General features: G+C 72.5%; 23 protein-coding genes. 8 read left to right on the forward strand and 15 right to left on the reverse strand.

What is annotated here, in order from left to right; all coding sequences use genetic code 11:
* From ACQEV1_RS14045 to ACQEV1_RS14095, 11 genes are all read right to left on the reverse strand, one after another.
* Complete coding sequence (locus ACQEV1_RS14045) at positions 1 to 1263, reverse strand: MFS transporter (protein WP_433405897.1); 1263 nt, start codon at positions 1261 to 1263, stop codon at positions 1 to 3.
* Complete coding sequence (locus ACQEV1_RS14050) at positions 1260 to 1637, reverse strand: hypothetical protein (protein WP_433394186.1); 378 nt, start codon at positions 1635 to 1637, stop codon at positions 1260 to 1262. Before ACQEV1_RS14050 ends, ACQEV1_RS14045 begins: the two co-directional genes overlap by 4 nt.
* A gap of 149 nt (positions 1638 to 1786) precedes the next feature.
* Positions 1787 to 2905, reverse strand: a complete 1119-nt coding sequence (locus ACQEV1_RS14055) for a prenyltransferase (RefSeq protein WP_433394188.1) — start codon at positions 2903 to 2905, stop codon at positions 1787 to 1789.
* Positions 2892 to 3641, reverse strand: a complete 750-nt coding sequence (locus ACQEV1_RS14060) for a class I SAM-dependent methyltransferase (RefSeq protein WP_285618892.1) — start codon at positions 3639 to 3641, stop codon at positions 2892 to 2894. Before ACQEV1_RS14060 ends, ACQEV1_RS14055 begins: the two co-directional genes overlap by 14 nt.
* Positions 3642 to 3654: 13 nt before the next feature.
* Positions 3655 to 4911 carry a glycosyltransferase family 4 protein gene (locus tag ACQEV1_RS14065; protein ID WP_433394190.1) on the reverse strand — a complete coding sequence of 419 codons (1257 nt, stop codon included), beginning with the start codon at positions 4909 to 4911 and terminating at the stop codon, positions 3655 to 3657.
* Positions 4912 to 5018: 107 nt separating this feature from the next.
* On the reverse strand, positions 5019 to 6233 hold the full coding sequence (locus ACQEV1_RS14070) for a cytochrome P450 (protein ID WP_433394192.1): 1215 nt from the start codon (positions 6231 to 6233) through the stop codon (positions 5019 to 5021).
* Between the two features lie 51 nt (positions 6234 to 6284).
* Entirely contained in the window at positions 6285 to 7520 is a 1236-nt protein-coding gene (locus ACQEV1_RS14075; protein WP_433394194.1) for a cytochrome P450, read from the reverse strand.
* A gap of 128 nt (positions 7521 to 7648) precedes the next feature.
* A complete protein-coding gene (locus ACQEV1_RS14080; protein WP_433394196.1) occupies positions 7649 to 8242 on the reverse strand; it encodes a helix-turn-helix domain-containing protein in 594 nt (197 codons plus the stop codon).
* A 51-nt stretch (positions 8243 to 8293) separates the two neighbouring features.
* Positions 8294 to 9451, reverse strand: coding sequence for a steroid 3-ketoacyl-CoA thiolase (locus ACQEV1_RS14085; protein ID WP_285618250.1), 1158 nt, complete (start codon positions 9449 to 9451; stop codon positions 8294 to 8296).
* A gap of 109 nt (positions 9452 to 9560) precedes the next feature.
* Positions 9561 to 9800: a DUF397 domain-containing protein gene (locus ACQEV1_RS14090; protein WP_285570145.1), complete on the reverse strand. Its 240-nt coding sequence runs from the start codon at positions 9798 to 9800 to the stop codon at positions 9561 to 9563.
* Positions 9801 to 10667, reverse strand: a complete 867-nt coding sequence (locus tag ACQEV1_RS14095; RefSeq protein ID WP_285618248.1) for a helix-turn-helix domain-containing protein — start codon at positions 10665 to 10667, stop codon at positions 9801 to 9803. It lies immediately after the preceding gene.
* A gap of 189 nt (positions 10668 to 10856) precedes the next feature.
* Here ACQEV1_RS14095 and ACQEV1_RS14100 point away from each other — a divergent pair, with 189 nt between their 5' ends.
* Entirely contained in the window at positions 10857 to 11375 is a 519-nt protein-coding gene (locus tag ACQEV1_RS14100; protein ID WP_433394200.1) for an ATP-binding protein, read from the forward strand.
* 28 nt (positions 11376 to 11403) lie between these two features.
* Here the strand turns inward: ACQEV1_RS14100 and ACQEV1_RS14105 are convergent, their stop codons facing one another.
* The 3 genes from ACQEV1_RS14105 to ACQEV1_RS14115 all read right to left on the reverse strand — a co-directional run bounded on the left by ACQEV1_RS14105 (position 11404) and on the right by ACQEV1_RS14115 (position 12708).
* Positions 11404 to 11673: a hypothetical protein gene (locus ACQEV1_RS14105; RefSeq protein WP_285618244.1), complete on the reverse strand. Its 270-nt coding sequence runs from the start codon at positions 11671 to 11673 to the stop codon at positions 11404 to 11406.
* Positions 11670 to 12014 carry a YidH family protein gene (locus tag ACQEV1_RS14110; protein WP_285570136.1) on the reverse strand — a complete coding sequence of 115 codons (345 nt, stop codon included), beginning with the start codon at positions 12012 to 12014 and terminating at the stop codon, positions 11670 to 11672. Before ACQEV1_RS14110 ends, ACQEV1_RS14105 begins: the two co-directional genes overlap by 4 nt.
* Before the next feature lie 217 nt (positions 12015 to 12231).
* Positions 12232 to 12708, reverse strand: coding sequence for a hypothetical protein (locus tag ACQEV1_RS14115; protein WP_433394203.1), 477 nt, complete (start codon positions 12706 to 12708; stop codon positions 12232 to 12234).
* Positions 12709 to 12715: 7 nt separating this feature from the next.
* Here ACQEV1_RS14115 and ACQEV1_RS14120 point away from each other — a divergent pair, with 7 nt between their 5' ends.
* From ACQEV1_RS14120 to ACQEV1_RS14130, 3 genes are all read left to right on the forward strand, one after another.
* Positions 12716 to 12964 (forward strand): hypothetical protein, encoded by a 249-nt coding sequence (locus ACQEV1_RS14120; protein ID WP_285570130.1) that lies wholly within the window; start codon positions 12716 to 12718, stop codon positions 12962 to 12964.
* Positions 12965 to 13067: 103 nt separating this feature from the next.
* A complete protein-coding gene (locus tag ACQEV1_RS14125) occupies positions 13068 to 17561 on the forward strand; it encodes an HAD-IC family P-type ATPase (protein WP_433394205.1) in 4494 nt (1497 codons plus the stop codon).
* A gap of 159 nt (positions 17562 to 17720) precedes the next feature.
* Positions 17721 to 17855: a hypothetical protein gene (locus ACQEV1_RS14130; protein ID WP_285570124.1), complete on the forward strand. Its 135-nt coding sequence runs from the start codon at positions 17721 to 17723 to the stop codon at positions 17853 to 17855.
* Between the two features lie 10 nt (positions 17856 to 17865).
* Here ACQEV1_RS14130 and ACQEV1_RS14135 read toward each other — a convergent pair whose 3' ends face one another.
* Positions 17866 to 18456, reverse strand: coding sequence for a TetR family transcriptional regulator (locus tag ACQEV1_RS14135; RefSeq protein WP_285618241.1), 591 nt, complete (start codon positions 18454 to 18456; stop codon positions 17866 to 17868).
* A gap of 228 nt (positions 18457 to 18684) precedes the next feature.
* On the opposite strand from ACQEV1_RS14135, the gene ACQEV1_RS14140 reads away from it, so the two are divergent.
* The 4 genes from ACQEV1_RS14140 to ACQEV1_RS14155 are packed head-to-tail and all read left to right on the forward strand — an operon-like array spanning position 18685 to position 23444.
* The gene (locus tag ACQEV1_RS14140) at positions 18685 to 19773 is read left to right on the forward strand and encodes an acyl-CoA dehydrogenase family protein (RefSeq protein WP_433394208.1); all 1089 of its coding nucleotides are present in this window, start codon (positions 18685 to 18687) and stop codon (positions 19771 to 19773) included.
* Complete coding sequence (locus ACQEV1_RS14145) at positions 19773 to 20945, forward strand: acyl-CoA dehydrogenase family protein (RefSeq protein ID WP_433394210.1); 1173 nt, start codon at positions 19773 to 19775, stop codon at positions 20943 to 20945. The genes ACQEV1_RS14140 and ACQEV1_RS14145 overlap by 1 nt, the downstream gene beginning before the upstream one ends.
* A 19-nt stretch (positions 20946 to 20964) precedes the next feature.
* Positions 20965 to 22281 carry an OB-fold domain-containing protein gene (locus ACQEV1_RS14150; protein WP_433394212.1) on the forward strand — a complete coding sequence of 439 codons (1317 nt, stop codon included), beginning with the start codon at positions 20965 to 20967 and terminating at the stop codon, positions 22279 to 22281.
* A complete protein-coding gene (locus ACQEV1_RS14155; RefSeq protein WP_285618235.1) occupies positions 22278 to 23444 on the forward strand; it encodes a lipid-transfer protein in 1167 nt (388 codons plus the stop codon). The genes ACQEV1_RS14150 and ACQEV1_RS14155 overlap by 4 nt, the downstream gene beginning before the upstream one ends.
* Positions 23445 to 23513: the final 69 nt, after the last annotated feature.

Raw genomic sequence — 23513 nt, forward strand, 5'->3', positions numbered from 1 at the left:
TCACATGCGGGATCGATCCATCTCCCGGCTCTCCGGGCGAAGCCCGGCGACGTTCGTGGTCAGGAAGTACGCCGCGCCGCCGGTCACGAGCACGGGCACGAGGCCCACGGAGGCCACCGCCGCCCCGCCGATCAGGCCACCGAGCGGAATGCCGGCCCAGGCGAGCGAGTCGGTCAGCCCGCGTACCCGGCCGAGCAGTCGTCGTGGCACCCGCTCGAACGAGATCGCGCCCAGGATCGGGTTGAGGAAGCCGGCGCCGAGGCCGGCCACGGCGAAGACCGCGGCCACCGCCCCGGTCGGCACGCCGGCGGCGAGGATCAGGAAGCGCGGCGCCCCGGCGACCAGGAAGCCGATGAAGAACACCGGCCGGCGCGGGATGCGGTGAGCCACCGCGGCGGCGACCAGGCTGCCGCCCACCGCCCCGATGCCGAGCGCGCTGCCGACCAGTCCGATCCCGGCCGGCCCGGCACCGGACTGCCTCGCCCAGACCGGCAGGAGCACCGACGAGAACGCCGCGTCCAGCAGGTTGGTGACGGCCACCACGATGCACAGGTTCAGCAGCAGCCGCTCTTCACGGAGGAAGGCGAGACCTTCGCCGAGCCGCCGCCAGTAGCCCGTTCCGGCCGCCGCGTTCCGCTCCGGTGTGTGCCCCATGACGCGGGGCAGCCCCAGGGCGATGGCCACCGACCCGAGCGCGAAGCACCCGCTGACCACGACGAGCCCGGTCAGGGCGCCGGCCAGCCCGATCAGCGCGCCCCCGGCCGCCGGTCCGAAGGTGGAGGCCAGCCGATCGGTGGTACCGGCCAGGCCGGTCGCCCGTTCCAGCGGCACCCGGCCGCGCTCGGCTGCCTCCGGGACGATGACCTCCTTGGCCAGGTCACCCGGGCCGCGCGCGGCGCCGATCACCGCCGCCATGGCGGACAGCGTCCAGAAGGACAGCAGGTGCAGCGCGTGGAGCAGCGGGATCAGGGTGAGGACGGCGCCGCTGACCGCGTCGGCGACCCACGAGACGGTCCGCGGCCCGGCCGTCTCCACCAGAGGCCCGGCGAGCGCCTTGACCGTCACGTACGGGGCCATCTCGCAGAAGGCCGTCAGGCCGGTCCTGGTGGCGCTTCCGGTCGTGACGAGGACGAACCAGGGCAGCGCGATCGCCGAGATCCGGGTGCCGGTCTGCGACACCATGAGGGCGGCGAGGATCCCGGCTAAGGGACGGAGACTCCGGCGGCCGGCGTCATCCTCGGCCGGGCCGGCGCGGCGGCTCACGGCGTCTCTCTCGCCGGGCACGCGCCGCCGTCGTCTCCGGGGGCCTCCTGAGCGGAGCCGTCCGCCGCCGGTCCGGCGGGCAGGCCCGGCTCGGGCAGAAGGTGCAGGATGAGGTTGACGCGTTCGGCGCCCTCGGGCGTGGCGGCGGTCTCGTCCGCTCGCCGGTACCGGGCGAGGACCGCGCTCAGGTCGTCCAGGAGGTCCTGTGCCTCTCCGGGGGTGAGGCGCAGGGCCAAGTCGCTCAGGTCGAACACGTCCCGCCAGGCACGAGGGAGCGTCTGGAACTCGTTCAGCGACTGCTGGGTCTGCAACACGTGTACGGCCGCGACGGACTGCAGGTAGGCGAGACCCGCCTCGGGATCCTGGCTGAGCACCTCCAGGTCGGTGACCCAGGTCGACCGGTGCGCGGCACGCCACCAGCGCTCCCGCGCGTTCCCCCGCTCGGTGTCCTCCTCGACGAAGCCGGCGGTGCCGAGCTGGCGCAGGTGGTAGCTGGTCGCCCCGGAGGCGATCCCTGCTCGGGTCAGCGCCGCGTACGGACCGAGTCGGCCAGGGACGGGGCCTCGCAGCCGCAGGCGACCGGGTCGGACGGGCCGGACGGGCCCAGGTCGCGGCCGGCGATCTCCTTGAACAGGCGGGCGGACGGGGAGCCGCCCACGAGGGCGTCGGCGGCCAGGATCACCGCGGCCGCCGTGTACGTCGAGCGGTCGCTCGGGAAGTGCCGCTCGTTGGCGTACTGCCAGCCCGTCCAGTACGACCCGTCCTCGTGCCGCAGGTGCTGGATCGTGGCGAACAGCTCCAGGGCCCGCGTCGTGTCGCCCATCGCGTCGAGGGCGAGCACGAGCTCGCAGCTCTCCGCGCCGGTCACCCACGGCTGGTCCGAGACGCACCGGCAGCCGAGGCCCTCGACGACGAAGGTGTCCCACCGCTCGTCGATCCGGCGGTACGCCGGGGAGCCGCGCAGGGGCCCGCCGAGCACCGGGTAGTACCAGTCCATCGAGAACCGGTTCTTGTCCGCGAACGCCTCGGGGTGGCAGGCGACGACGTGGCCGAGCTGGTCGGCGGCCAGTTCCCAGTCCGGCTGCGGCTCGTCGAGGCGTTCGGCCAGCGCGACCGCGCAGCGCAGGGACTGGTAGATCGAGGAGCACCCGGTGAGCAGCGCGTGGTCGGCGGCGGAGCCGTCCGGGTTCCGCATCCACATGATCTCGCCGCGGGCGCTCTGCAGGCCGAGGGCGAACTCCACCGCCCGCCGTACGGACGGCCACATTTCCGCCGCGAACGCGAGGTCATCGGTCAGCGTGAGCTCGTGCCAGACGCCGACCGCGAGGTACGCGGCGTGGTTGGACTCGCCGCCCGGCTCGGTCACCTCGCCCATGACCCACTTGGCGGGCCACGAGCCGTCCTCGCGCTGGGCGTCGCGCAGCCACGCGTACGCGCGGCGCGACGGCTCGGTGAAGCCCGCGACGGACAGTGCCATCGCGGCCTCGACGTGGTTCCAGGCGTCGACGTGGCCCGGCACGCCGTCCACCGGGGCGAACCACGGAATGGCGCCCGACGGCTCCTGCTGGGCGACGATCGACTCAGCGGTGGCGACGAGGTCTGTTGAGGTCAGGATCCCGGGTACGGCCTCAGGCCGCCGCATGGGCCTGCTCCCGCGACGCCGGGACGGCGGGCTTGGTGAAGTAGACGACGACGCTCTTGCCGATGACGGGGTTGAGCACCTGCTCGGCCAGGCGGGTGGCGAGCGGACGCTTCATGATGTCCCAGACGAGCAGCTTGTGGTACGCGCTGGCGAGCGGGTGCCCCTCGTTGTTCACGCCGACGGCGCACTTGATCCACCAGTACGGCGCGTGCAGGCCGTGCGCGTAGTGGTGGTCGCCGACCTCGAACCCGGTCGCCTTGAGCTTGGCCTCCAGCTCGGCGCGCGTGTAGATGCGCACGTGCCCGCCCGGCGCCGTGTGGTAGTCCTCCGACAGCGCCCAGCAGATGCGCTCGGGCAGCCATGAGGGCACGGTGACGGCGAGCCGCCCGCCCGGCTTCAGCACGCGCAGCAGCTCGCCCATGGCCGCCATGTCGTCGGGGATGTGCTCCAGCACCTCCGCGGCGACGATCTTGTCGAAGGAGTCGTCGGGGAACGGCAGGCTGAGCGCGTCCCCCGTCACGGTACGGGCCGAGGCGCCCGGCGGTACCTCGCCTTCGAGCTCCATCGCGCCGAACATCGTCGCGACTCCGGCGAGCTCCTTCTCGTCGCGGTCGAACGCCACCACGTTGGCGCCGCGCCGGTACAGCTCGAAGGCGTGCCGGCCGGCGCCGCAGCCCATGTCGAGCACCTGCTCGCCGGGTGCGACGCGGAACCGGTCAAAGTCCACGGTCAGCAGGGCCGTGCTCCTCTCAAACGGTGCCCGTACGGCGGCGGGCGATGGCGTCTCGGTAGTGGCCGACGGTGGCCCGCGCGACCGCGGACCAGGTGAACCGCTCCTGCACGCGGGCGTAGCCGGCGGCGCCGACGCGCTCGCGCTCCTCGGGCGAGTCGTGCAGGCGCCGGAACACGGCGGCCAGCTCCTCGACGTCACCCGGCTCGACGAGGATCGCGGCGTCGCCGACGACCTCGGGCAGCGCGCCGGTACGGCTGGCCACGAGCGGCGTGCCCGAGGCCATGTGTTCGACGGCCGGCAGCGAGAAGCCCTCGTACAGCGAGGGAACCGCGGCGATCTCGGCGCTGGCCAGCAGCTCGCCCAGCTCCTCGTCGGAGATGCCGGAGACGAAGCGCACCCGGTCGCCGAGCGAGAGTTCCGCGACGAGCTTGTCGGTCGGGCCGCCCGGCGTCGGCCGGCTGACCACGACGACGTGCACGTCGCGTTCGGTGGCCAGCTTGGCGACCGCGCGCAGCAGTGTCGCGACGCCCTTGAGCGGCGAGTCCGCGCTGGCGACGGCGACGATGCGGCCGGGCACGCGCTCGCCGCGCGGGTGGAAGAACCGGTCGTCGACGCCGAGCGGCAGGATGTGCACCTGCTCGGGCGCCACGCCGAAGTCGCGGACGATGTCGTGCTTGGAGGAGCCGGAGACGGTGAGGATCGGCCCGATCCGCGCGGCGACGCGCGCCTGCATCCGGACGAAGCCGTACCAGCGGCGCTTGCCGAACTGCTCCTTGAGCCCCTTGGCGGCCTTGATCTCGATGCGCCGGTCGACGCTGATCGGGTGGTGGATGCTCGTCACGAAGGGCAGGCCGAGGTGCGGGATGGCGAGGTTGCCGTAGCCGAGCACCTGGTTGTCGTGCACGACGTCGTACGAGTGCCGGCGTGCGCGCAGCTCACGCAGCACGCGGAGGCTGAACGTCAGCGGCTCGGGGAACCCGCCCGTACGCATGTGGGCGAACTCCAGCACGTCGATCCAGTCGCGGAACTCCGCCAGGCGCGGGGTGCGAAAGGGGTTCTCGTCGGCGTACAGGTCCAGGCTCGGCACGCGGCGCAGCGTGATCTCTTCCCGGTCGAGCTCGGGGTACGGCTGGCCGGAGAAGACGTCGACGTGATGTCCCAGGTCGACGAGCTCGCGAGACAGGTGACGGAGATAGACGCCCTGACCACCACAGTGGGGTTTGCTCCGGTAGGAGAGGAGCGCGACGCGCAACGGTTCGTCTGCCTCGTTCACGTCCGGCCCTCCCGTAAACGCACATTCAGTGAAGTATGACCATAGCCTGACCTGTCCGACCTGCGCGTTCGATATTAGGCACAGAGTCTAAAAGGTGGTGAACGCCACTAGCCGATGCGTACCGGCATCTCCTTGATGCCGTTGATGAAGTTGGAGCGCAGCCGGCGGACCTCGCCCGCCGGGGAGATGTCCGGCATCCGCTCCAGCAGCGTCTCGAACAGCACGCGCAGCTCCAGCCGCGCCAGGTGCGCGCCCAGGCAGAAGTGCGGGCCCCCGCCACCGAACCCGATGTGCGGGTTGGGGTCGCGGCCGATGTCGAAGGCGTACGGGTCGGCGAAGGCGCCGTCGTCGCGGTTGGCCGAGGCGTAGAACACGACGACCTTGTCGCCCTCGGCGATGCGCCGCCCGCCCAGCTCGGTGTCGCGGGTCGCGGTGCGGCGGAACAGGTTGACCGGGCTGACCCAGCGCACGATCTCGTCCGGGAAGGTCTCCGACAGCCGCTCGTCGCCGGCGGCGTGTCCCTCGCGCAGCCGTCGCCACTGCTCCGGATGTTCGAAGAAGGCGAGCATGCCGCCCGACGCGGCGTTGCGCGTGGTCTCGTTGCCGGCCACGGACAGCAGCATCACGAACAGGTCGAACTCCTCGACCGACAGCTCCTCGCCGTCGTGCGGCTGCAGGAGCCGGGTCACGATGTCGTCGCGCGGCTCGTCGCGGCGGCGTACGGCCAGCTCGTTGGCGTAGGCGTACAGCTCGCCGGCGGCCGCCATGCCGTCGTCGCCCGGCGTACGGAACTCCGGGTCGTCCTGGGCGATCAGGCGGTTCGACCAGTCGAAGATCTTCTCCCGGTCCTCGGGGGGCGCGCCGAGCAGCTCGCAGATCACGTACAGCGGCAGCGGCGCGGAGATGTCCCGGACGAAGTCGACCTCCTCGCGGCCGGCCAGGCCGTCGAGCAGATCGTCGCAGATGCCGCGGATGTGCTCTTCGAGGCCGCCGACGGTGCGGGGCGTGAAGCCGCGGTTGACGATCGCCCGCTTGCGCGTGTGCTCGGGCGGGTCCTGGTTGAGCATCATCATCCGCTGGAGCACGAGATGCTCCTCCGTCGGCTCGTTGAACAGCGCGAGCCGACGGTGCGAGGAGAAGATCTCCGGGTGCCGGGAGACGTGCACCACGTCGTCGTAGCGGGTGACGGCCCAGAAGTCCGGGTCGCCGGGGTGCCGGTGGACCGGCGCGTTCTCGCGCAGCCATCGGAACTGCTCGTGCGGGATGCCGCCGGTCGCGTACAGGTCGGGGTCGACGAGGTTGATCTCCTGGTCGATGTTCATCGCAACCGCCCTTGGAGGTCGGGGGTATCCCGAGCGTAAACGAGGAAGCGGCTAAATGAAACTTGTTCTATTAACGCGCTCCGACGGGGTGAACCGCACCGGCATCTCCTTGATGCCGTTGATGAAGTTGGACCGGAGCCGGCGCGCCTCGCCGGCCTGGCGGATGTCGGGCATGCGGTCCAGCAGCAGCTCGAACAGCACGGCCAGCTCCAGCCGCGCCAGGTGGGTGCCCAGGCAGAAGTGCGGGCCGCCTCCGCCGAAGCCCAGGTGGGGGTTGGGGTCGCGGCCGATGTCGAAGGTGTACGGGTCCTCGAAGACGTCCTCGTCGCGGTTGGCCGAGGAGTAGAACATCACCACCTTGTCGCCCTCCCGGATGCGCCGGCCGCGCAGTTCGGTGTCGCGCATCGCGGTGCGGCGGAAGAGGTTGACCGGGCTGACCCAGCGCACGACCTCGTCGGCGGTGGTCTTGATCAGGCCGCGGTTGCGGACCAGGCGCCGCCACTGCTCCGGGTGCTGGAAGAAGGCGAGCATGCCGCCCGACGCGCCGTTCCGCGTCGTCTCGTTGCCCGCGATGATCAGCAGCAGGATGAACATGGCGAACTCGTCGGCGCTGAGGCGGTTGCCGTCCGCGTCCGGCTCCAGCAGGCTCGTCGCGATGTCGTCGCGCGGTTGCCGCCTGCGGCGGGCGGCCAGCTCGTGGGCGTACTGCAGGACCTGGGCGGAGACCTCCCTCGCGTCCTCGGGCGAGGTGGCGAAGTCGGGATCGTTGGAGCCGACCAGCACGTTGGACCAGGCGAAGATCTGCTCGCGGTCCTCGACCGGCGCGCCGATCAGCTCGCAGATGACGTACAGCGGGAAGGGCGCCGCGATGTCGCGGACGAAACAGGCCTCGCCGCGCGTGACGACGTTGTCGATGAGCCGGTGCCCGACGTCGCGGATGTGCTCCTCGAGCTGCTTGATCATGCGCGGCGTGAAGCCGCGGTTGACGAACGCCCGCTGGCGGGTGTGCTGCGGGGGATCCATGAACAGCATCATGAGCCGGTACAGCGCGACGTCCTCGTCGGCGAACTCCTCGAACATCGACGTGCGCGCGTGGGAGGAGAAGAGCTCCGGGTGCCGCGAGACGTGGACGATGTCGTCGTACCTGGTCACCGCCCAGAAACCGGGCACGTCACTGGACGGATCCTCGTGCCAGTGCACGGGCGACTCACGGCGGAGCCGGCGGAGGTCCTCGTCGGGAAAGCCCTGAGTCTCGTACAGCGTGGGCGTGATGAGGTCGACGGCCATCGGGTCTCCTCCGGGATCGACGTTCTGAAACACGTTCTAAACCAAGCGATTGCTAGGGTCAACGTGTCGCGCGTCTCATCACGCTCGGTGGCCAGAGGAGACTGGCGGCGGGGCCAGCGGGCGCGCCTCTAGTCCGTGCCTTTCGTACGGGGACGGGCGCGCAGGTGGGCCCGCTCGCCCTGCCGGCCGAAGAGGCTGAGCAGCTCGACCGGCTCGGAGTCGGCGGCGCCGAACCAGTGCGGGACGCGGGTGTCGAACTCCGCCGCCTCGCCGGGCGACAGCACCAGGTCGTGTTCGCCGAGGATGACCCGCAACCGCCCGTTGAGCACGTAGAGCCACTCGTAGCCCTCGTGCGTCTGGGGATCGGGCTCCCTCCGGCGCGCGGTGTCCTTGATGATCAGCTTGTAGGCCTGGATGCCGCCGGCCCGCCGGGTCAGGGGCAGCATGGTCATGCCGTTACGGGTCACCGGACGCAGGTGGACACGCGGGTCGCCGGTGGGCGGCGCGTCGACGAGTTCGTCGAGCGTGACGCCGTGGGCCCTGGCCAGGGGCAGCAGCTGTTCGAGAGTGGGCTTGCGGGCGCCGGACTCCAGGCGGGACAGGGTGCTCACCGAGATGCCGGTCGCCCGGGACAGCTCGGCGAGCGTGGTCTCCCGCTCCCGCCGCAGTGCGCGCAGCCGCGGCCCGACCGCGCCGAGCGCCTGGTCGACGTCGTCTGCCATACGAGCAGTTTGCCAGCCCGGCAATACCCTTGCCGCGGCCGCCGGCCGGGATCAGAGGCGTTCGAGAATGGTGGCGGTGGACAGGGCGCCGCCCGCGCACATCGTCACCAGTGCGGTGTTCGCGTCGCGGCGTTCGAGCTCGTGCAGGGCGGTCGTGAGGAGGCGGGCTCCGGTGGCGCCGACGGGGTGGCCGAGCGCGATGGCGCCGCCGTTGACGTTGACGCGGTCCATGTCCGGCTCGTGTACCGACGCCCATGACAGGACGATCGAGGCGAACGCCTCGTTCACCTCGAACAGGTCCACGTCCGCCATCGTCATCCCGGCCGTGTCCAGTACCCGCGCGGTGGACTCCACCGGGCCGTCCAGGTGGTAGTACGGGTCCGCGCCGATGAGGGCCTGTGCGCGGATGCGGGCGCGCGGCCGCAGTCCCCGCTCGTAGGCGGCCCGTTCCGACATCACCAGTACGGCGGCGGCGCCATCCGAGATCTGCGACGAGGTGCCGGCCGTGTGCAGGCCCTGCTCGAACACCGGGCGGAGCGCCGCCAACCCTTCGGAGGTGGTCTCGCGCAGACCTTCGTCGGTGGTGACGGTGCGGGTCTCGCCGGTCGGGGTCCCTTCGCCGTCGAGCACCGGCGCGTCGATCGGTGCGATCTCCCGGTCGAACCGGCCGTCGGCCCAGGCCTTGGCGGCGAGTCGCTGGGAGCGTACGCCGAACGCGTCGAGGTCGGCGCGGGTGAGGCCGCGGCGTGCGGCGATGCGCTCGGCCGCGGTGAACTGGTCCGGCAGGTCGATCGACCAGTCGTCGGGGCGCGGGTCGGCGGGCAGGACGTTGCTGCCGAGCGGCGCGCGGCTCATCACTTCGACGCCACAGCCGATCGCGGCGTCCACCACGCCCGCGTGCACGAGCGCCGCGGCGAGATGTACGGCCTGCTGGCTGGAGCCGCACTGGGCGTCGACCGTCGTGACGCCGGTGCGATGGTCGAGACCGGCGTAGAGCCAGGCGTGCCGGCCGACGTGGCCGCCCTGTTCGCCGGCCTGGGTGACGCAGCCGGCGAATACCTGGCCGACATCGGCCGCGTCGATTCCGGTGCGGGTGATCAGCTCGCGTTGCGCGTGGGCGAGTACGGCCTGGGGTTTCAGCCCGGCCAGCCGGCCGCGGCGGCGGCCGATGGGGGTGCGGACGGCGGAGACGATGACGGGGTGACTCATACGGCCTCCCACTAGAACCGGGGGGAGAAACAATAACCTGTTCTAGTGGAAGGCCGTCAGGTACCGCAGGGTGGAGGTGTTACAGGTAACGCGTTCTAACATCGCCGGATCAGACGAGCAGACTGTCGAAGTCACCGGCCTTGGCGCCCTGGATGAGCGCCTCCATCTCCGCCCTGGTGTAGACGAGGGCGGGGCCGGTCGGATGGCGGGAGTTGCGTACCGCGACGCTGCCGTCCGGCAGCTTCGCCAGCTCCACGCAGTTGCCCTGTGAGTTGCTCCGATGGCTCTTCTGCCAGCTGACGTCGGGTATATCGGTGGCGGGGACGCCGTTGTAGGCGGGGTACTGCATTCATGTCTCCTGGAGAATCCTGCTGAGGATCTCGGCGGTCTCGTCCGGATGCGCGCTGACCACACAGAGGCGCTCCATGGCCTCCATGTAGCTGTCGACGTCGTCACGCCTGTCCAGGTAGAGAGCGCTGGTCAGTTGTTCGACGTAGACCACGTCCGGCAGGTCCGACTCGGGAAAACGCAGGATGGAGAAGGCTCCGGCCTCGGCGGTGTGCCCGCCGACCCGGAACGGCAGCACCTGGAGAATGACGCCCGGCAGCTTGGTGGCCTCGATCAGCCGCTCGAGCTGGCCGCGCATCACATCCCGTCCCCCGATCGGACGGCGCAAGGCCGCCTCGTCCACGACAGCCCACAGCCGGGGGGATTCCCCCCGCGTGAGTAGTTTCTGACGTGTCATACGCAGGCTGACCCTCTGCTCGATCTCTTCCTGAGCCGCCGTGGAATTACCCAGCGAGATCACCGCGCGGGCGTATTCCTCGGTCTGGAGCAGACCCGGGATGAACTGGACTTCGTAGGTGCGGACGAGCGCCGCCGCCTCTTCGAGGCCGACATACGTCTCGAACCAGCCCGGCAGGACGTCGCCGTACCTGTGCCACCAGCCAGGACTGTTGGCGTCCTGGGCGAGGGCGAGCAGGCTTTCCCGATCGGTTTCGTCGGTGACGCCGTACAGGGTGAGCAGATCCGCGACGTCGCGCTCCTTGAAACCGACCCGGCCCAGCTCCAGGCGGCTCATCTTGGAACCAGAGGCGCGAATGGCGTATCCGGCCTCTTCGCGCGTGATGCCTTGGCGCTCACGCAACCGGCGCAGCTGGGCACCGAGGAGCCGGCGAAGAACGGTCGGTCCTCCGGCGGGCTGCGCTGTTTCCACCCCTACCTCCATGAGCATCGGTCAGCGCACAGTCTGCCACTCCCTTCGGCTCGTTGTCAGAATGCGCACGGGCATCTGCACGTGCATCGGGCCTTGCATCTGCAAGACATGTCGAGCAGGATAGCGCGCGGGACACGCCGATCACTGATCGCCAGGGGATCGCGGATGACAGCACACGGAGCGCGCTGGATGACAGGCGAAAGAGCAGGGGAGGCGGTCGACGAGGCGCCGGAGTGGTTGTCCACGATCACTCAGGGCGAGCGGTGGCACGAACACCGTCCTGCCTCGATCCGCCCTGCTCCGCAGACCATGTCCGTCGGGCTCGCCGCCGTGGCCGAGTCGGTCAAGGAGGCCCGCGACTTCGCCCGCGCCGTGCTCCTGTCCTGGGGCCTCACCGCCATGCACGACGACGTGCGCCTCGTCGTCTCCGAGCTCGTCACCAACGCGCTGCGTTACGCCGCCGGACACGCCACCGAGTGGCACGGCGAAAGCCCGATACGGCTGAGCCTGCTGCGGACCGGCGGCCGGCTGACCTGTGCCGTCACCGATCCCTGCGACGAGATCCCGGTGCGCAGGGAGCCCGACTGGGTGGCCCAGAGCGGCCGTGGCCTGCATCTGGTCGAGGCGTTCAGCCACTCATGGAACTGGGCGCCGCTGTCGAGCCACGGCAAGGTCGTCTGGGCCTGTTTCCTCTGCCCCGACTGTTGATCACGGTTCGATCACAAGAGTAGTTCGATCACAACAGCAGTGCGGCCGCGAGCGCGATCAGGACGCACGCCGCCGCCAGCGGGACCGCCTCCGCCGGAGCCAGCGCGGGTGGGAGCCCCTCTTCTCTGAGCCGCCGCCGTCGCGCGTACGCGATGAGCGTCAACGCCACCGGACCCGCGGCCGCGAACATCCCCACCGGCAGGTCCACCCGCGCCGCGATGGCCGTCACCGTCCAGGCCGACAGCGTTATCCGCAGCCAGGCCAGCTCCGTGCGCTGTGCCTGAAGCCCGGAACTCATCCCATCGCCATGCTGACCAGCGTCGTCGCCAGCAGTACCGCCACTCCGGAGGCGAGCAGAGCCGGTAGCGGGTCGCGGGGGAGATGGATGCCGAGACGCATGGCGAGCTGGACGCGCCGCCAGTTGCGGTACGCCGCGGGCACGATCAGCACGCTCAGCACGATCGCGCCCAGGCCGATCTCGTGGTGCCAGGGCGGCAGCCGTACGCCGCGGATGCCGCCGGCGAGCGGCACGCCGAGCGCGAGCAGGCCGAAGGCGGTCTGGATCCACGACAGGAGGGTGCGCTCGTTGGCCAGGGAGAAACGGTAGTCGGGCTCGTAGCCGGGCTCCTGGCGCGCCATCGTGCTCTCCCTCCCCACCTGTGACGGTCCGCCCGTATGCCTACCCCTCGCCGGGGCGGGCCGTACTCGCGGAAACGCCGGATAGCGGAGCCGGGGAGTCTCGCGATCGTCACCACCGGTGACAGGTGCCGGTTCGGCTCCAGCGCTCTCCATCATGCCGCCCTGACCAGGGAAAAGGTCGGTCTGGAAACGCGGCCGGAGGCATGGCGACACCCGCTCACGGATACAACCTGGACTTAACCGGACATCGTGTCCGGACACCTGAGGGGGGATGTGCCGGTATGGCGGAAGCCGGGCGAGCGACCAAAGAGAAGACCACGTCGCGGAGCGCCTCCGCGAGGAGCAGGACCTCGGCCTCGAGGACCTCCGGCGGCGGGACCACGACCAGCAGGACGTCCAGCGGCCGGACCACGGGCGGCCGGACCACGAGCGGCAGGACCACGGGCGGCCGGACCACGAGCGGCAAGAGCGCGGGTGGTAGAACGACGGGCGGCAGGTCCACGACGAGGACGTCCGCCGCCAGGGCCGCCGGCCGCGGCGGCACGACCAGCCGGGCCAGGACCTCCGCCTCGAAGACCTCCGGGGCGGGTGCGCGCAGGACGCCGGCCGCCCGGAGCGCCGGCGGCGCGACCGCCACGGCGCGGCGTCCCTCCACCAACGGCGCCGGGGTGGACGTTCCGGTTCCGGTGTTCACCCCCCACATGAGAACGGTGCACGTCCCCACGCCCGGCATGTCCTATGTCGGCGACGCCGGAAGGCTCGTCGCCGGCTATCTCCCGCCGCCCGGGCGCCTCGCGTTCTACGGCGGGCTGGGCATCGCGGCGGTCATGGGCGCCATCGACTGGCCGGTCGCCGCGGCGATCGGCATCGGCACCATGGTCGCGCGCCGGACCGGCCGTGGCATGGAGGCCCTGCGCGGGCGCGCGCGGCGCTCCACCTCGCGTACCTGACACCCGCGGCCCCGCCGAACCCCCGACCGTCGCGAGCGGCGTCGGCGTGGGCCGCTGACGCACGCCTCCAGAACGCCACCAGTACGCCACCAGAAAGACGACCATGCGACTGCGACGACTTCTCGGCGACGCCACCGGCCTGCCCGGCGCCACACTGCGAGCGGTGTCGGGCGCGGTGACCGGGATCGCGGAACGACGCCAGGTGCACACCACGCCGGGCCGGACGCGCATCCGGGTGCGCGGCGTGCACAAGCCGGGCACCGAGCCGGTGGCCCGGTCCCTCGTCCAGCGGCTGATGAGCGTCGCCGGGGTGACGCGCGCCGAGGTGAACGCGCCGCTCGGCTTCGTCTTCGTCATGCACGACGAGGAGACGCCGCTCGACGCGCTCCTGGACGTCGTCGAGGCCGTCGAGGCGGCACACGGCGTCTCCGGCGAGTCGTTCTCCGCCCTCGCCCACCCGAGCCGGCAGACCGTCGTGCGGGAGGCCGCTCTCGCCGGCGCGTACCTCGCCGGGGGCGGCTTCGCCGTGCTCGGCCGCCTGATGCGGGCGACGCCCCTGCCACCGGGGTTCGCGACGCTGCTGGCGATGGCGGACGCGTCGCCGCAGGTGCGGAGCGGGCTGGAGCGGCGGATCGGCCACCCCGCCTCCGACATGGTGCTCGGCACCGGTGTGATCATCAGTCACGTGCTGGCGTACCAGCCCTCGGGCCCCGTCATCAACTCGGTGCACCGGCTCATGCGCATCGCCGAGATGCGCGCGCACGCGGAGGCGTGGAACCGGCGCGCCCGGCACATCGCGCCGACCCCCGGCGTCTTCCAGGCCGCACCGCTCGACGTGCCGCCACGGCCCGTTCCACTGCCGTACGGCGCCGTGGAGCACGCCGCCTGGACCATTCCCGCCGCGATCGCCACGGCCACCGGCACGTACGCGCTCAGCCGCGACGCAGATCGGGCCCAGGGCGTGCTGGCGGCGGGCGTGCCGAAGGCGGCCCGGCTCGGCCGCGACGCCTTCGCCATCCAGGTCGGCCGGGCGGCGGCCCGCCGGGACGTGGTCGTGGTGACGCCCGAGGTCCTGCGCCGGCTCGACCGCGTGGACCAGCTGGTCATCGACGCGTCGGCGCTGCGGACCGGCGACCTGGTCATCGAGGACGTGGTCTTCGTCACCGAGGGCGTCCCCCCGGAGACGGCGTACGAGCGCGCCCACGCCCTCGTGGACGTGCGCCGGCTGAGCGACCGGCACGAGGACGGCCCGTGGGCGGTGGCGCCGCTGCGGCCCTCCGCGCGCGGGCTGCCGCGCGGGGCCAGGGAGCAGGCGGAGGTGCTCCGCAAGGGTGGGGCGACCGTGCTGCTGCTGACCTGCGAGGAGGAGCCGGTCGCGCTGGTCTCCGTGGTGGTGGAGCTGGACCCGCTCGCCGAGCCGTTGATCGCGGCGGCGCGGCGTGCCTGTCCCGTCGCGGTCGCCGGCGTCGCCGCGGGGTTGCGGCGGCGGCTCCCGGTCGAGCAGGCGGTGCCCGGCGGCAGCCGTCTCCTGGCGTCCGTGCGGCGGCTCCAGGAGGACGGCCGTACGGTCATGCTGCTGTCCGCGCGCGGCGGGGCGGCGCTCGCCGCCGCCGACGTCGGCGTCGGGCTCGTGAGCGCGAACGGGCACCCGCCCTGGGGCGCGCACATCCTGTGCGGCCCCGGCCTGGGCAAGGCGTATCCGGTGATCGAGGCCCTGGTGCCCGCGCGTGAGGCCAGTTCCCGCTCCGCCCGGATCGCCGAGGTCGGTTCGGTGGCGGGCGCGCTGCTCGCCGCCACCGGCACTCCGCGGAACGCCGCCCGCCGGGCGCAGCTCGCCATCGACACCGCGGCCCTGTCCGCGCTCGCGACCGGCACCTGGGCGGGGCTCACGGTCGGCCGGCGGCCCGCCCTCGTGCCGGTCGACCGTACGCCCTGGCACGCCTGGCCCGCCCAGGCCGTGCTGAGCCGTCTCGACTCGTCCTCCGCCGGCATCACCGCGTCCGAGGCCGAACGCCGGCGGGTGTCGGCCGAGGACGGCGCTCCGCGGCCGGCCGGCCTCGCCCGGGTCACGGTCGAGGAGCTGGACAACCCGCTGACCCCCGCGCTCGCGGCCGGCGCGGGAGTCTCCGCCGTCGTCGGGTCGATCACCGACGCGGCCCTGATCGGTACGGTCCTGGGCGTCAACGCCCTGATGTCGGGCGTCCAGCGCGTCGGGGCCGACCGGGCCCTGCGCCGGCTGGTCGACCTGAGCGCGGTGCGCGTACGGCTGCGGCGCCCGGAGGAGGCCGAGACCGACGTCAGGGCGACCGCGGACCAGCTCGTCCCCGGCGACGTGGTCATGCTGAGCGCCGGCGACGCCGTACCGGCCGACGCACGGCTACTGGTCGCGAAGGGGCTGGAGGTGGACGAGTCCAGCCTCACCGGAGAGTCGCAGCTCGTCACCAAGACCGCCCGCCCGAGCATGGCCGGGTCCGTCGCGGACCGTACCTCCATGCTGTACGAGGGCACGGTCATCGCGGCGGGTGAGGCCACGGCGGTGGTCGTCGCGACGGGGGAGCGGACCGAGATCGGCCGCGCGAGCCGGCTCGCCGGCGAGCGCCGCCCCGGTGGCGTCGAGGCACGCCTGCAGTCCCTCACCGCGGTGACGCTGCCCGTGGCGCTGGGCGCGGGCGCCGGCCTGTTCCTGTCGGACCTGCTGCGGGGCCGCTCGCTCGCCCAGGCGCTCGGCCCGGCGGTCAGCCTCGCCGTCGCCGCCGTGCCCGAGGGCCTGCCCTTCGTCGCCACCGCCGCGGAGCTGGCGACCGCACGTCGCATGTCCCAGCGGGGCGCCCTCGTGCGCAACCCGGCGACGATCGAGGCCCTCGGCCGGATCGACGTCCTGTGCTTCGACAAGACCGGCACGCTGACCATGGGACGCCTGCGGCTGCGGCTCGTCTCCGACGGAGAGTCGACCTCTCCGACCAAGAATCTGTCGCCGCGGCGACGGGTCATCGTCGCCGCCGCGCTCCGCGCCAGCCCCGAGCAGGCCGGCCGCAAGATGCCCCACCCGACCGACCAGGCGATCATTCGCGCGGCCCGCGAGCTGGACATGAAGGACTTCGAGGGGCTCGGCTCCTGGAAGCGCGTCGCCGAACTGCCGTTCGAGCCCGGCCGCGGCTACCACGCGGTCCTCGGCCGTACGCCGGACGGGCAGCTGCTGAGCGTCAAGGGCGCGCCGGAGATCCTCCTGGCCAGGTGTGACCAGTGGTGTCGGGGCGACCAGGTCGTCCCGTTCGACGAGAAGGCGCGCGAGAAGGTCGAGCAGGAGGTGGACCGGCTGGCGCGCCTGGGCTACCGGGTGCTCGCGGTCGGCGAGCGGAAGGCGTCCGGGCGGCGGGACCTGACCGAGTCGCGCATCGACCGGCTGTGCCTGCTCGGCCTGGTCTGCATCGCCGACCCGGTGCGCCCGACCGCCGCCGAGGCCGTGGGCCGGCTCCGCAAGGCGGGCGTCGACATCATGATGATCACCGGGGACCATCCGACCACGGCGGAGGCGATCGCCGCCGAGCTGAACCTCCTCAACGGGAAGATCATGACCGGTGCGGACCTCGACGCCCTGCCCGACGAGAAGCTCGGGGAGGCGCTGGCCGGGGTCTCGGTGTTCGCCCGCGTGAGCCCCAACCAGAAGGCCCGCGTCGTCCGGGCGCTGCGCGCGGCGGGCCGGGTCGTGGCGGTCACCGGGGACGGCGCCAACGACGCGCCGGCGATCCGGCTGGCGGACGTCGGGATCGCCCTCGGCGAGCGTGCCACGCCCGCCGCCCGCGAGACCGCCGACGTCGTGGTGACCGACGACCGGATCGAGACGATCACCGACGCGATCGCCGACTGCCGTGCGATGTGGCGCTCGACCCGCGACGCGCTCGCGGTGCTGCTCGGCGGCAACATCGGCGAGATCGTCTTCACCGTGCTCACGGGCCTGCTCAGCGGCAGCAGCCCCCTGAACGTCCGCCAGCTCCTGCTCGTGAACCTGCTCACCGACATGCTCCCGGCCGTGGCGCTGGCGGCCCGTCCGCCCTCCGGCGTCACCCGGGAGGAACTGCTGCAGGAGGGCCCGGACCGCTCGCTCGGCACCGCGCTGACCCGCGACATCGCGGTACGCGCGTGCGCGACGGCGGGCGCCGCCGTGACCGCCTGGACGCTCGCGAGGATGAGCGGAACGCGCGAGCAGGCGGACACGACCGGCCTGGTGGCCCTGGTCGGCACCCAGCTGGCCCAGACGATCGCGGCCGGCGGGCGCGACCCCCTGGTCCTGGCGTCGGGCGTGGCCTCGCTGGCCGCCCTCGGGATCATCGTGCAGGTGCCGGTGCTGAGCCACTTCTTCGGCAGCCGGCCGCTGCTGCCGCACGGCTGGCTGATCGCCCTGGGCTGCGCGGGCGGCTTCGCGCTGGGCGCGGTGCTGGTGACACGGCTGCCCGGCGGCACGATCGTGACGTACGTTCCGGGCGCGACCCGGCTCGCCCGTCTCGTGGAGGAGCTGCAGGAGGATCTCACGAACCGCCTGCGGGAGGGACTGAAGGAGAACCTGCCCGCAGGTCTCGCCCGCGCCCTTCCCGCGTGACATCAGGGTCTTGCGAGCCCACAGGGGTCAACCGGGGCGAGCGAACCGGTTGACCTGGGGATATGTTCATCTTCTCGTAACCCCCAGGGTTTTCCTGAAACCGGACAAGAAGGCATACTCAGGTCGAAAGCACCCCCTGATACGCGTTAGGTGTTCCCCGTGCCAGACATCGTCTCGACCGTCCTCGCGAAGGCCCTGGTGATGCTGCTCCAGGCTCTTCTCACCCGCCTGTTCCTGCAGTTCATGCGGTCCGGTCTGTACCGCGACCTGCGTGCCGCGGGCGTTCCCGCCTGAGGAGCGTTCGCTACGCGCCGGCGAGCAGACGCTCGGCGGCGATCTCCAGGCGTGCCTGGATCTGCTCGTTGCCCGTGCGGCCACGGAGCAGCTCGATCATCTCCATGACCCAGACGCTGGACAACGAGCGCAGCAGGACGTGACGCTCCTCGCCGGGCGTCACGTCGCCGTCGGCGGCGCGCGCGAGCATGGCGGCCATCCGGTCGCCGAGGTCGGTCTTGACGTCCGACAGCAACAGTGACCGGATGAGCGCGTCCGCGAGCTCCGGCTCGCGCATCAGCCCGCGCGTCGCCCGCATCAGCGCCTCCACGGCCCTCCCGGCCGGCGTCCCCGAGCGGGGCGGCCGGCGGTCGAGGCTCGCCTCGAGAGTGTCGATCTCCTCGTTGACGACCGCCACGACGAGGTCCATCTTCGAGGGGAAGTAGCGGTAGAGCGTGCCCAGGGCCACTCCGGCGCGCTCGGCGACCGTGCGCATCTGCATCGCCTCCACGCCTCCGCGCGACGCCAGCGCGGCCGCGGCCTGAAGGATGCGCTTGCGGCGCTGGTGCTGGCTGCGGGAGCGACCTGTCAGGTGACCGGCCGCCGCGGGTTCTGCGGTCACGACGCCACCCCTCGGTCGGGAGCGCGGCCTGCGGTCCGCGCTTTCTTCGCACAAGGGTACATGCCGCGAGAACACGTTATTCCGCCGCAACGAACCGCCGTGTCACTTCGGCGGCCGCGGATCCCCTGTGCGGTGGTCGGACCGGTGCCGCCTGCGGCAGTGGACACGGACTAGAATCCGTTCTAGTTTTCATCCCAGGCGCGCTGCCCCCGGCCGCGAGAGGGGATCATGGACTTCGATCTCGACGAGAACGCCCAGGAGCTGCGGAGTCTGGTGTCCGGCCTGCTCGACCGCGAGGCCACCCCGGCGCGGATCGAAGAGCACGAGCGTTCCGGCGCCCCGTACGACGCCCGCCTGTGGGCGGCGCTCGCCCAGGCCGGCGTGCTCGGCGCCTGCCTGCCCGAAGACCTCGGCGGCGCCGGGCTCGGCGCGGTCGAGCTGGCGGTGATCCTGCGCGAGATCGGGGCGCACGCCGCGCCGGTGCCCGCCTACGCCTCGCTGCCGGCCGCTCTCACGATCGCCCGCCACGGCGGCGGAGAGCTCCGCGCGCGACTCGGCGTGGTGGCCGACGGCGGGCTGGTGCTCACCGCGGCGGTACGCGAGCCGGGCTCCGGCCTCGCCCAGCCGCCCGGCGCGACCGCGACCCGCGACGGCGACGCGTACGTCCTGGAGGGCGTCAAGACCTTCGTGCCGTACGCAGGGCAGGCGGCGTACATCCTCGTCCCGGCGCGGACCGGCGACGGGACCGTCGGCGTCTTCGCCGTCGAGCCGGACCAGGTCGCGCTCACCCCGCAGCCCGCGGCGATCGGCGAGCCGATGGCGCGGCTGGACCTGGACGGCGTCCGGGTGGGCGCCGGCGCCCTGCTCGGCGCCGGGGCGCACGAGACGCTGCTGGGGTACGCCACCGCCGGGGCGGTCGCCACCGCCTCCGGCGCGCTCGCCGCCGCGCTCGACCTCACCACCGGGCACGTACGGACGCGCGAGCAGTTCGGCCGCCCGCTGGCGGAGTTCCAGGCCGTCACGATGCAGATCGGCGACGTCTACATCGCCAAGCGGGCGCTCGACGTGGCCATGTGGGCCGGAGTCTGGCGGCTCGCCGAGGGCCACGACGACGCCGCCGAGGTGCTCGCGGTCGCCGCGTGGGCGGCCTGCGAGGGCGCGCTCCAGGCCCTCTACACCTGCCAGCACCTGCACGGCGGCCTCGGCCTCGACGTCACCTATCCCCTGCACCGCCATTTCGCCTGGGGCAAGCACTACGCCCACCTGCTCGGCGGGGCGGAGGCCCAGCTCGACACGATCGGAGCTCTGGTGGCCTGATGTTCATCGACCTGACCGGCGAGCAGCGGGCCCTCCGCGACGACCTGCGCGGCTACTTCCGCGACTGCCTCACCGCCGGGGAACGCGAGCGGATCGCCGAGGACCCGTTCGGCACGGCGTACATGGAGCACTGCCGGCGGCTGGGCCGCGACGGCATGCTCGGCATCGCGCTGCCGGAGGAGTACGGCGGGCGCGGCTTCGGCCCGGTCGAGCAGCAGATCTTCGCCAACGAGATCGCCCGCGCGGAGGTGCCGTACCCGATCATCACGCTCAACACCGTCGCGCCGACGCTCGTGCAGTACGGCACCGAGCAGCAGAAGAAGCGGTTCCTGCCCCGCATCCTCGCGGGGGAGTGCCACTTCGCGATCGGCTACAGCGAGCCCGGCGCCGGCACCGACCTGGCCGCGCTGCGCACCACGGCGGTCCGCGACGGCGACCACTACGTCGTGAACGGCCAGAAGATCTTCACCTCCGGCGCGCACCACGCCGACTTCATCTGGCTGGCCGCGCGCACCGATCCGGACGCCGCCCGGCACAAGGGCATCTCGATGGTCATCGTCGACTGCGCCGACCCGGGCTTCTCCTGGACGCCGATCGTCACGATGGACGGCCGTCACCACACCAACGCCACCTACTACCAGGACGTCCGCGTGCCGGCCGACCTGCTCGTCGGCGAGGAGAACCGCGGCTGGGACCTCATCGTCAACCAGCTCAACCACGAACGCGTCACCCTCGGCCCGGCCGGCAACCTCGGTCACACCTACGACCGGTTCGTCCGCTGGGCCCGTACGAAGACGGGCCCGGACGGGCGGCCCCTGATCGAGGAGCCGGCGGTCCGGCGCGCGGTGGCGCGGGTGCACGCGTTCCTGCGCGTCAACGAACTGCTCAACTGGCAGGTCGCCGCGGGCATGGACCTCGGCTGGCTCGGCGCGGCGGACGCCTCCGCGACCAAGATCTACGGTTCCGAGCGCATGCAGGACGCCGGGCGGGTCGTGGGCGAGATCCTCGCGCGGTACGGCGACCCCGGCGACGAGGAGACGCGCGAGCTGATCGACCGGGTCGACCACGGGGTCAAGGGCGGCCTCGTGCTGACCTTCGGCGGCGGGGTCAACGAAGTGCAGCGGGAGATCATCGCCATGATCGGCCTCGGCCTGCCGCGGGCCCCGCGCTGACGCACCGCGAGGGAGAGACATGCATGACCGGCTGATGGCGCTCGCGGACGAACTCGCGGCCGAGGGCGAGAGCGCCGCCACGCCCTGCCCGGACTCGGTGAACGCCGCGATGATCCGCAACTGGACCCGGGCGCTCGGCGACCGGAGCGGGCGCTGGTCGGAGTACGCCCCGCCGGCCATGATCCAGGTCTGGTCGATGGCCGGCCCCGACGAGCGGCCACAGCCGGGAGGTCGGTCGGGGCAGGTTGGTCGGGAAGAAACCGCCTCGCCCGACCGGATCCTGAGCACGCTGGACGGGGCGGGCTACGTCGGTGTGGTCGCCACCAACTGCGAGCACACCTACGACCGCTACCTGCGGCTGGGCGAGGAACTGTCCACGACCGTCATCTTCGACGGCGTCACCGGGCCCAAGCGGACCGCGCTCGGCGAGGGCTACTTCGTCACCTGGTACGAGCGCTGGTACTCCGGCGGCGAGCGGGTCGCGGAGATGCTGTTCCGGGTGCTGAAGTTCAAACCGCGCGGCGACGCGCCGCCCGCCCCGTCCGGCGGGAGATATCCGCTGCGCCCCGCCGTCGGCCCCGACACCCGGTTCTTCTGGGACGGCGTGCGGGCCGGCGAGCTGCGGATCCAGCGCTGCGCCGAGTGCGGTGCGCTGCGTCACCCGCCCGGGCCGATGTGCCCCGCCTGCCACGCGACCAAGCGCGACCACGTCACCGCCGCCGGGCGCGGCGTCGTGCACAGCTACGTCGTGCACCACCACCCGCCGGTGCCTGGCCTCACCCCGCCGTACGTCGTGGCGCTGGTCGAGCTGGAGGAGGGCGTGCGGATCATCGGTGACCTCCTCGGCTGCGCGCCCGGGGACGCGTACGTCGGCATGCCGGTGGAGCTGGAGTTCCAGCGGATGGACGAGGAGCTGACGCTGCCGCAGTGGCGACCCGCCGGGACCGCGCCGGCGGCCGTCGAGGAGCCGGAGCACGCCGAGGGCGAGGCGGGTCTGCGGATCGAGCTGACGCCGACGTTCGTGATCTCAACGGCGCTGGCGACCCGCGACCTCACGCCCGTGCACCACGATCCGGCGGTGGCGCGGGCGCAGGGTTCGGCGGACATCTTCCTCAACATCCTCACCACGATCGGCCTGGTCCAGCGCTACGTCCTCGAAAGCCGGCCGGACGCCCGCCTGGCCGGCATCGCGCTGCGGCTCGGCGTGCCCGCGTACGCGGGGGACACGCTCACCCTCACCGGCCGTCCCGTGGGCGACGGGGCGCTGGAGGTGCGCGGCGCGGTCGGCGCGGGCGACCACGTGGTGGCGACCGTACGGCTGAAGGAGCCCGCATGACGATCTCGGGACGCGCGGCGATCGCCGGCATCGGGGCGACGGAGTTCTCCAAGGAGTCGGGCCGCTCGGAGCTGCGGCTCGCCGCCGAGGCGTGCGTCGCCGCCCTGAAGGACGCCGGGCTGACGCCGTCGGACGTCGACGGCCTGGTGACCTTCACCCAGGACACGAACGCCGAGATCGCCGTCGCCCGCGAGCTGGGCGTCCCGGAGCTGACGTTCTTCTCCCGCGTCGACTACGGCGGCGGCGCGGCCTGCGGCACGGTCGCCCACGCCGCGATGGCCGTGGCGACCGGGCAGGCGCGTACGGTCGTGTGCTACCGGGCGTTCAACGAGCGGTCCGGGCAGCGGTTCGGCCAGGCGACCACGGCCATGGCGCCCGGTACGACTGCCATGGAGTTCTCCTGGCACCTGCCGTTCGGCTTCGCCACGCCCGCCGCCTGGGTCGCCATGCAGGCGCGGCGCTACATGCACGACTACGGCGCGACCAGCGAGGACTTCGGCCGTGTCGCGGTCGCGATGCGGCGGCACGCCGCGACCAACCCGCGCGCCTGGTTTCACGAGCGGCCGATCACGCTGGAGGAGCACCAGGCGAGCCGCTGGGTGGTCGAGCCGCTGCACCTGCTGGACTGCTGCCAGGAGTCCGACGGCGCCGTGGCGATCGTCGTGACCGGCGCCGACCGCGCCCGTGACCTCCCGAATCCGCCGGTGTCGATCACCGCCGCCGCGCAGGGCTCGGGCCCGAACCAGATGATGATGTTCGGCTACTACGAGACGGACCTGGCCGCGCTGCCCGCGATGGGCGTGGTGGGCCGCGCGCTGTGGGAGCGGTCCGGACTCACCCCGGCGGACGTGCGGACCGCGATCCTGTACGACCACTTCACGCCGTTCGTGCTGATGCAGCTGGAGGAGCTGGGCTTCTGCGGGCGGGGAGAGGGCCGCGACTTCGTCGCGGACGGCGGCATCGAACTCGACGGCCACCTGCCGGTCAATCCGAACGGCGGTCAGCTCGGCGAGGCGTACATCCACGGCATGAACGGCATCGCCGAGGCGGTCCGCCAGGTCCGCGGCACATCGGTCAACCAGGTGCCGGACGTGGCGCACGTCCTGGTCACGGCGGGCACGGGCGTACCCACGAGCGGCCTGGTCCTGAGCCGTCCGGCGTAGGACGGGACGCCGTCCCGTGCGTGCCGTGGCCGGAGACGGCCGTCCGGTTTGATCTCCCGGCCGCCGGAC

The sequence above is a fragment of the Actinoallomurus sp. CA-142502 genome (assembly GCF_050936355.1).
In the GTDB taxonomy this organism is placed as follows: domain Bacteria; phylum Actinomycetota; class Actinomycetes; order Streptosporangiales; family Streptosporangiaceae; genus Actinoallomurus; species Actinoallomurus iriomotensis.

What these genes read in the sequence shown, in the direction of transcription:
- ACQEV1_RS14055 (WP_433394188.1), bottom strand. Translation starts at nt 2,905, where the DNA reads ATGCGGCGGCCTGAGGCCGTACCCGGGATCCTGACCTCAACAGACCTC.
- ACQEV1_RS14070 (WP_433394192.1), bottom strand. Translation starts at nt 6,233, where the DNA reads ATGAACATCGACCAGGAGATCAACCTCGTCGACCCCGACCTGTACGCG.
- ACQEV1_RS14075 (WP_433394194.1), bottom strand. Translation starts at nt 7,520, where the DNA reads ATGGCCGTCGACCTCATCACGCCCACGCTGTACGAGACTCAGGGCTTT.
- ACQEV1_RS14080 (WP_433394196.1), bottom strand. Translation starts at nt 8,242, where the DNA reads ATGGCAGACGACGTCGACCAGGCGCTCGGCGCGGTCGGGCCGCGGCTG.
- ACQEV1_RS14085 (WP_285618250.1), bottom strand. Translation starts at nt 9,451, where the DNA reads ATGAGTCACCCCGTCATCGTCTCCGCCGTCCGCACCCCCATCGGCCGC.
- ACQEV1_RS14090 (WP_285570145.1), bottom strand. Translation starts at nt 9,800, where the DNA reads ATGCAGTACCCCGCCTACAACGGCGTCCCCGCCACCGATATACCCGAC.
- ACQEV1_RS14100 (WP_433394200.1), top strand. Translation starts at nt 10,857, where the DNA reads ATGACAGGCGAAAGAGCAGGGGAGGCGGTCGACGAGGCGCCGGAGTGG.
- ACQEV1_RS14105 (WP_285618244.1), bottom strand. Translation starts at nt 11,673, where the DNA reads ATGAGTTCCGGGCTTCAGGCACAGCGCACGGAGCTGGCCTGGCTGCGG.
- ACQEV1_RS14110 (WP_285570136.1), bottom strand. Translation starts at nt 12,014, where the DNA reads ATGGCGCGCCAGGAGCCCGGCTACGAGCCCGACTACCGTTTCTCCCTG.
- ACQEV1_RS14120 (WP_285570130.1), top strand. Translation starts at nt 12,716, where the DNA reads ATGAGAACGGTGCACGTCCCCACGCCCGGCATGTCCTATGTCGGCGAC.
- ACQEV1_RS14125 (WP_433394205.1), top strand. Translation starts at nt 13,068, where the DNA reads ATGCGACTGCGACGACTTCTCGGCGACGCCACCGGCCTGCCCGGCGCC.
- ACQEV1_RS14140 (WP_433394208.1), top strand. Translation starts at nt 18,685, where the DNA reads ATGGACTTCGATCTCGACGAGAACGCCCAGGAGCTGCGGAGTCTGGTG.
- ACQEV1_RS14145 (WP_433394210.1), top strand. Translation starts at nt 19,773, where the DNA reads ATGTTCATCGACCTGACCGGCGAGCAGCGGGCCCTCCGCGACGACCTG.
- ACQEV1_RS14150 (WP_433394212.1), top strand. Translation starts at nt 20,965, where the DNA reads ATGCATGACCGGCTGATGGCGCTCGCGGACGAACTCGCGGCCGAGGGC.
- ACQEV1_RS14155 (WP_285618235.1), top strand. Translation starts at nt 22,278, where the DNA reads ATGACGATCTCGGGACGCGCGGCGATCGCCGGCATCGGGGCGACGGAG.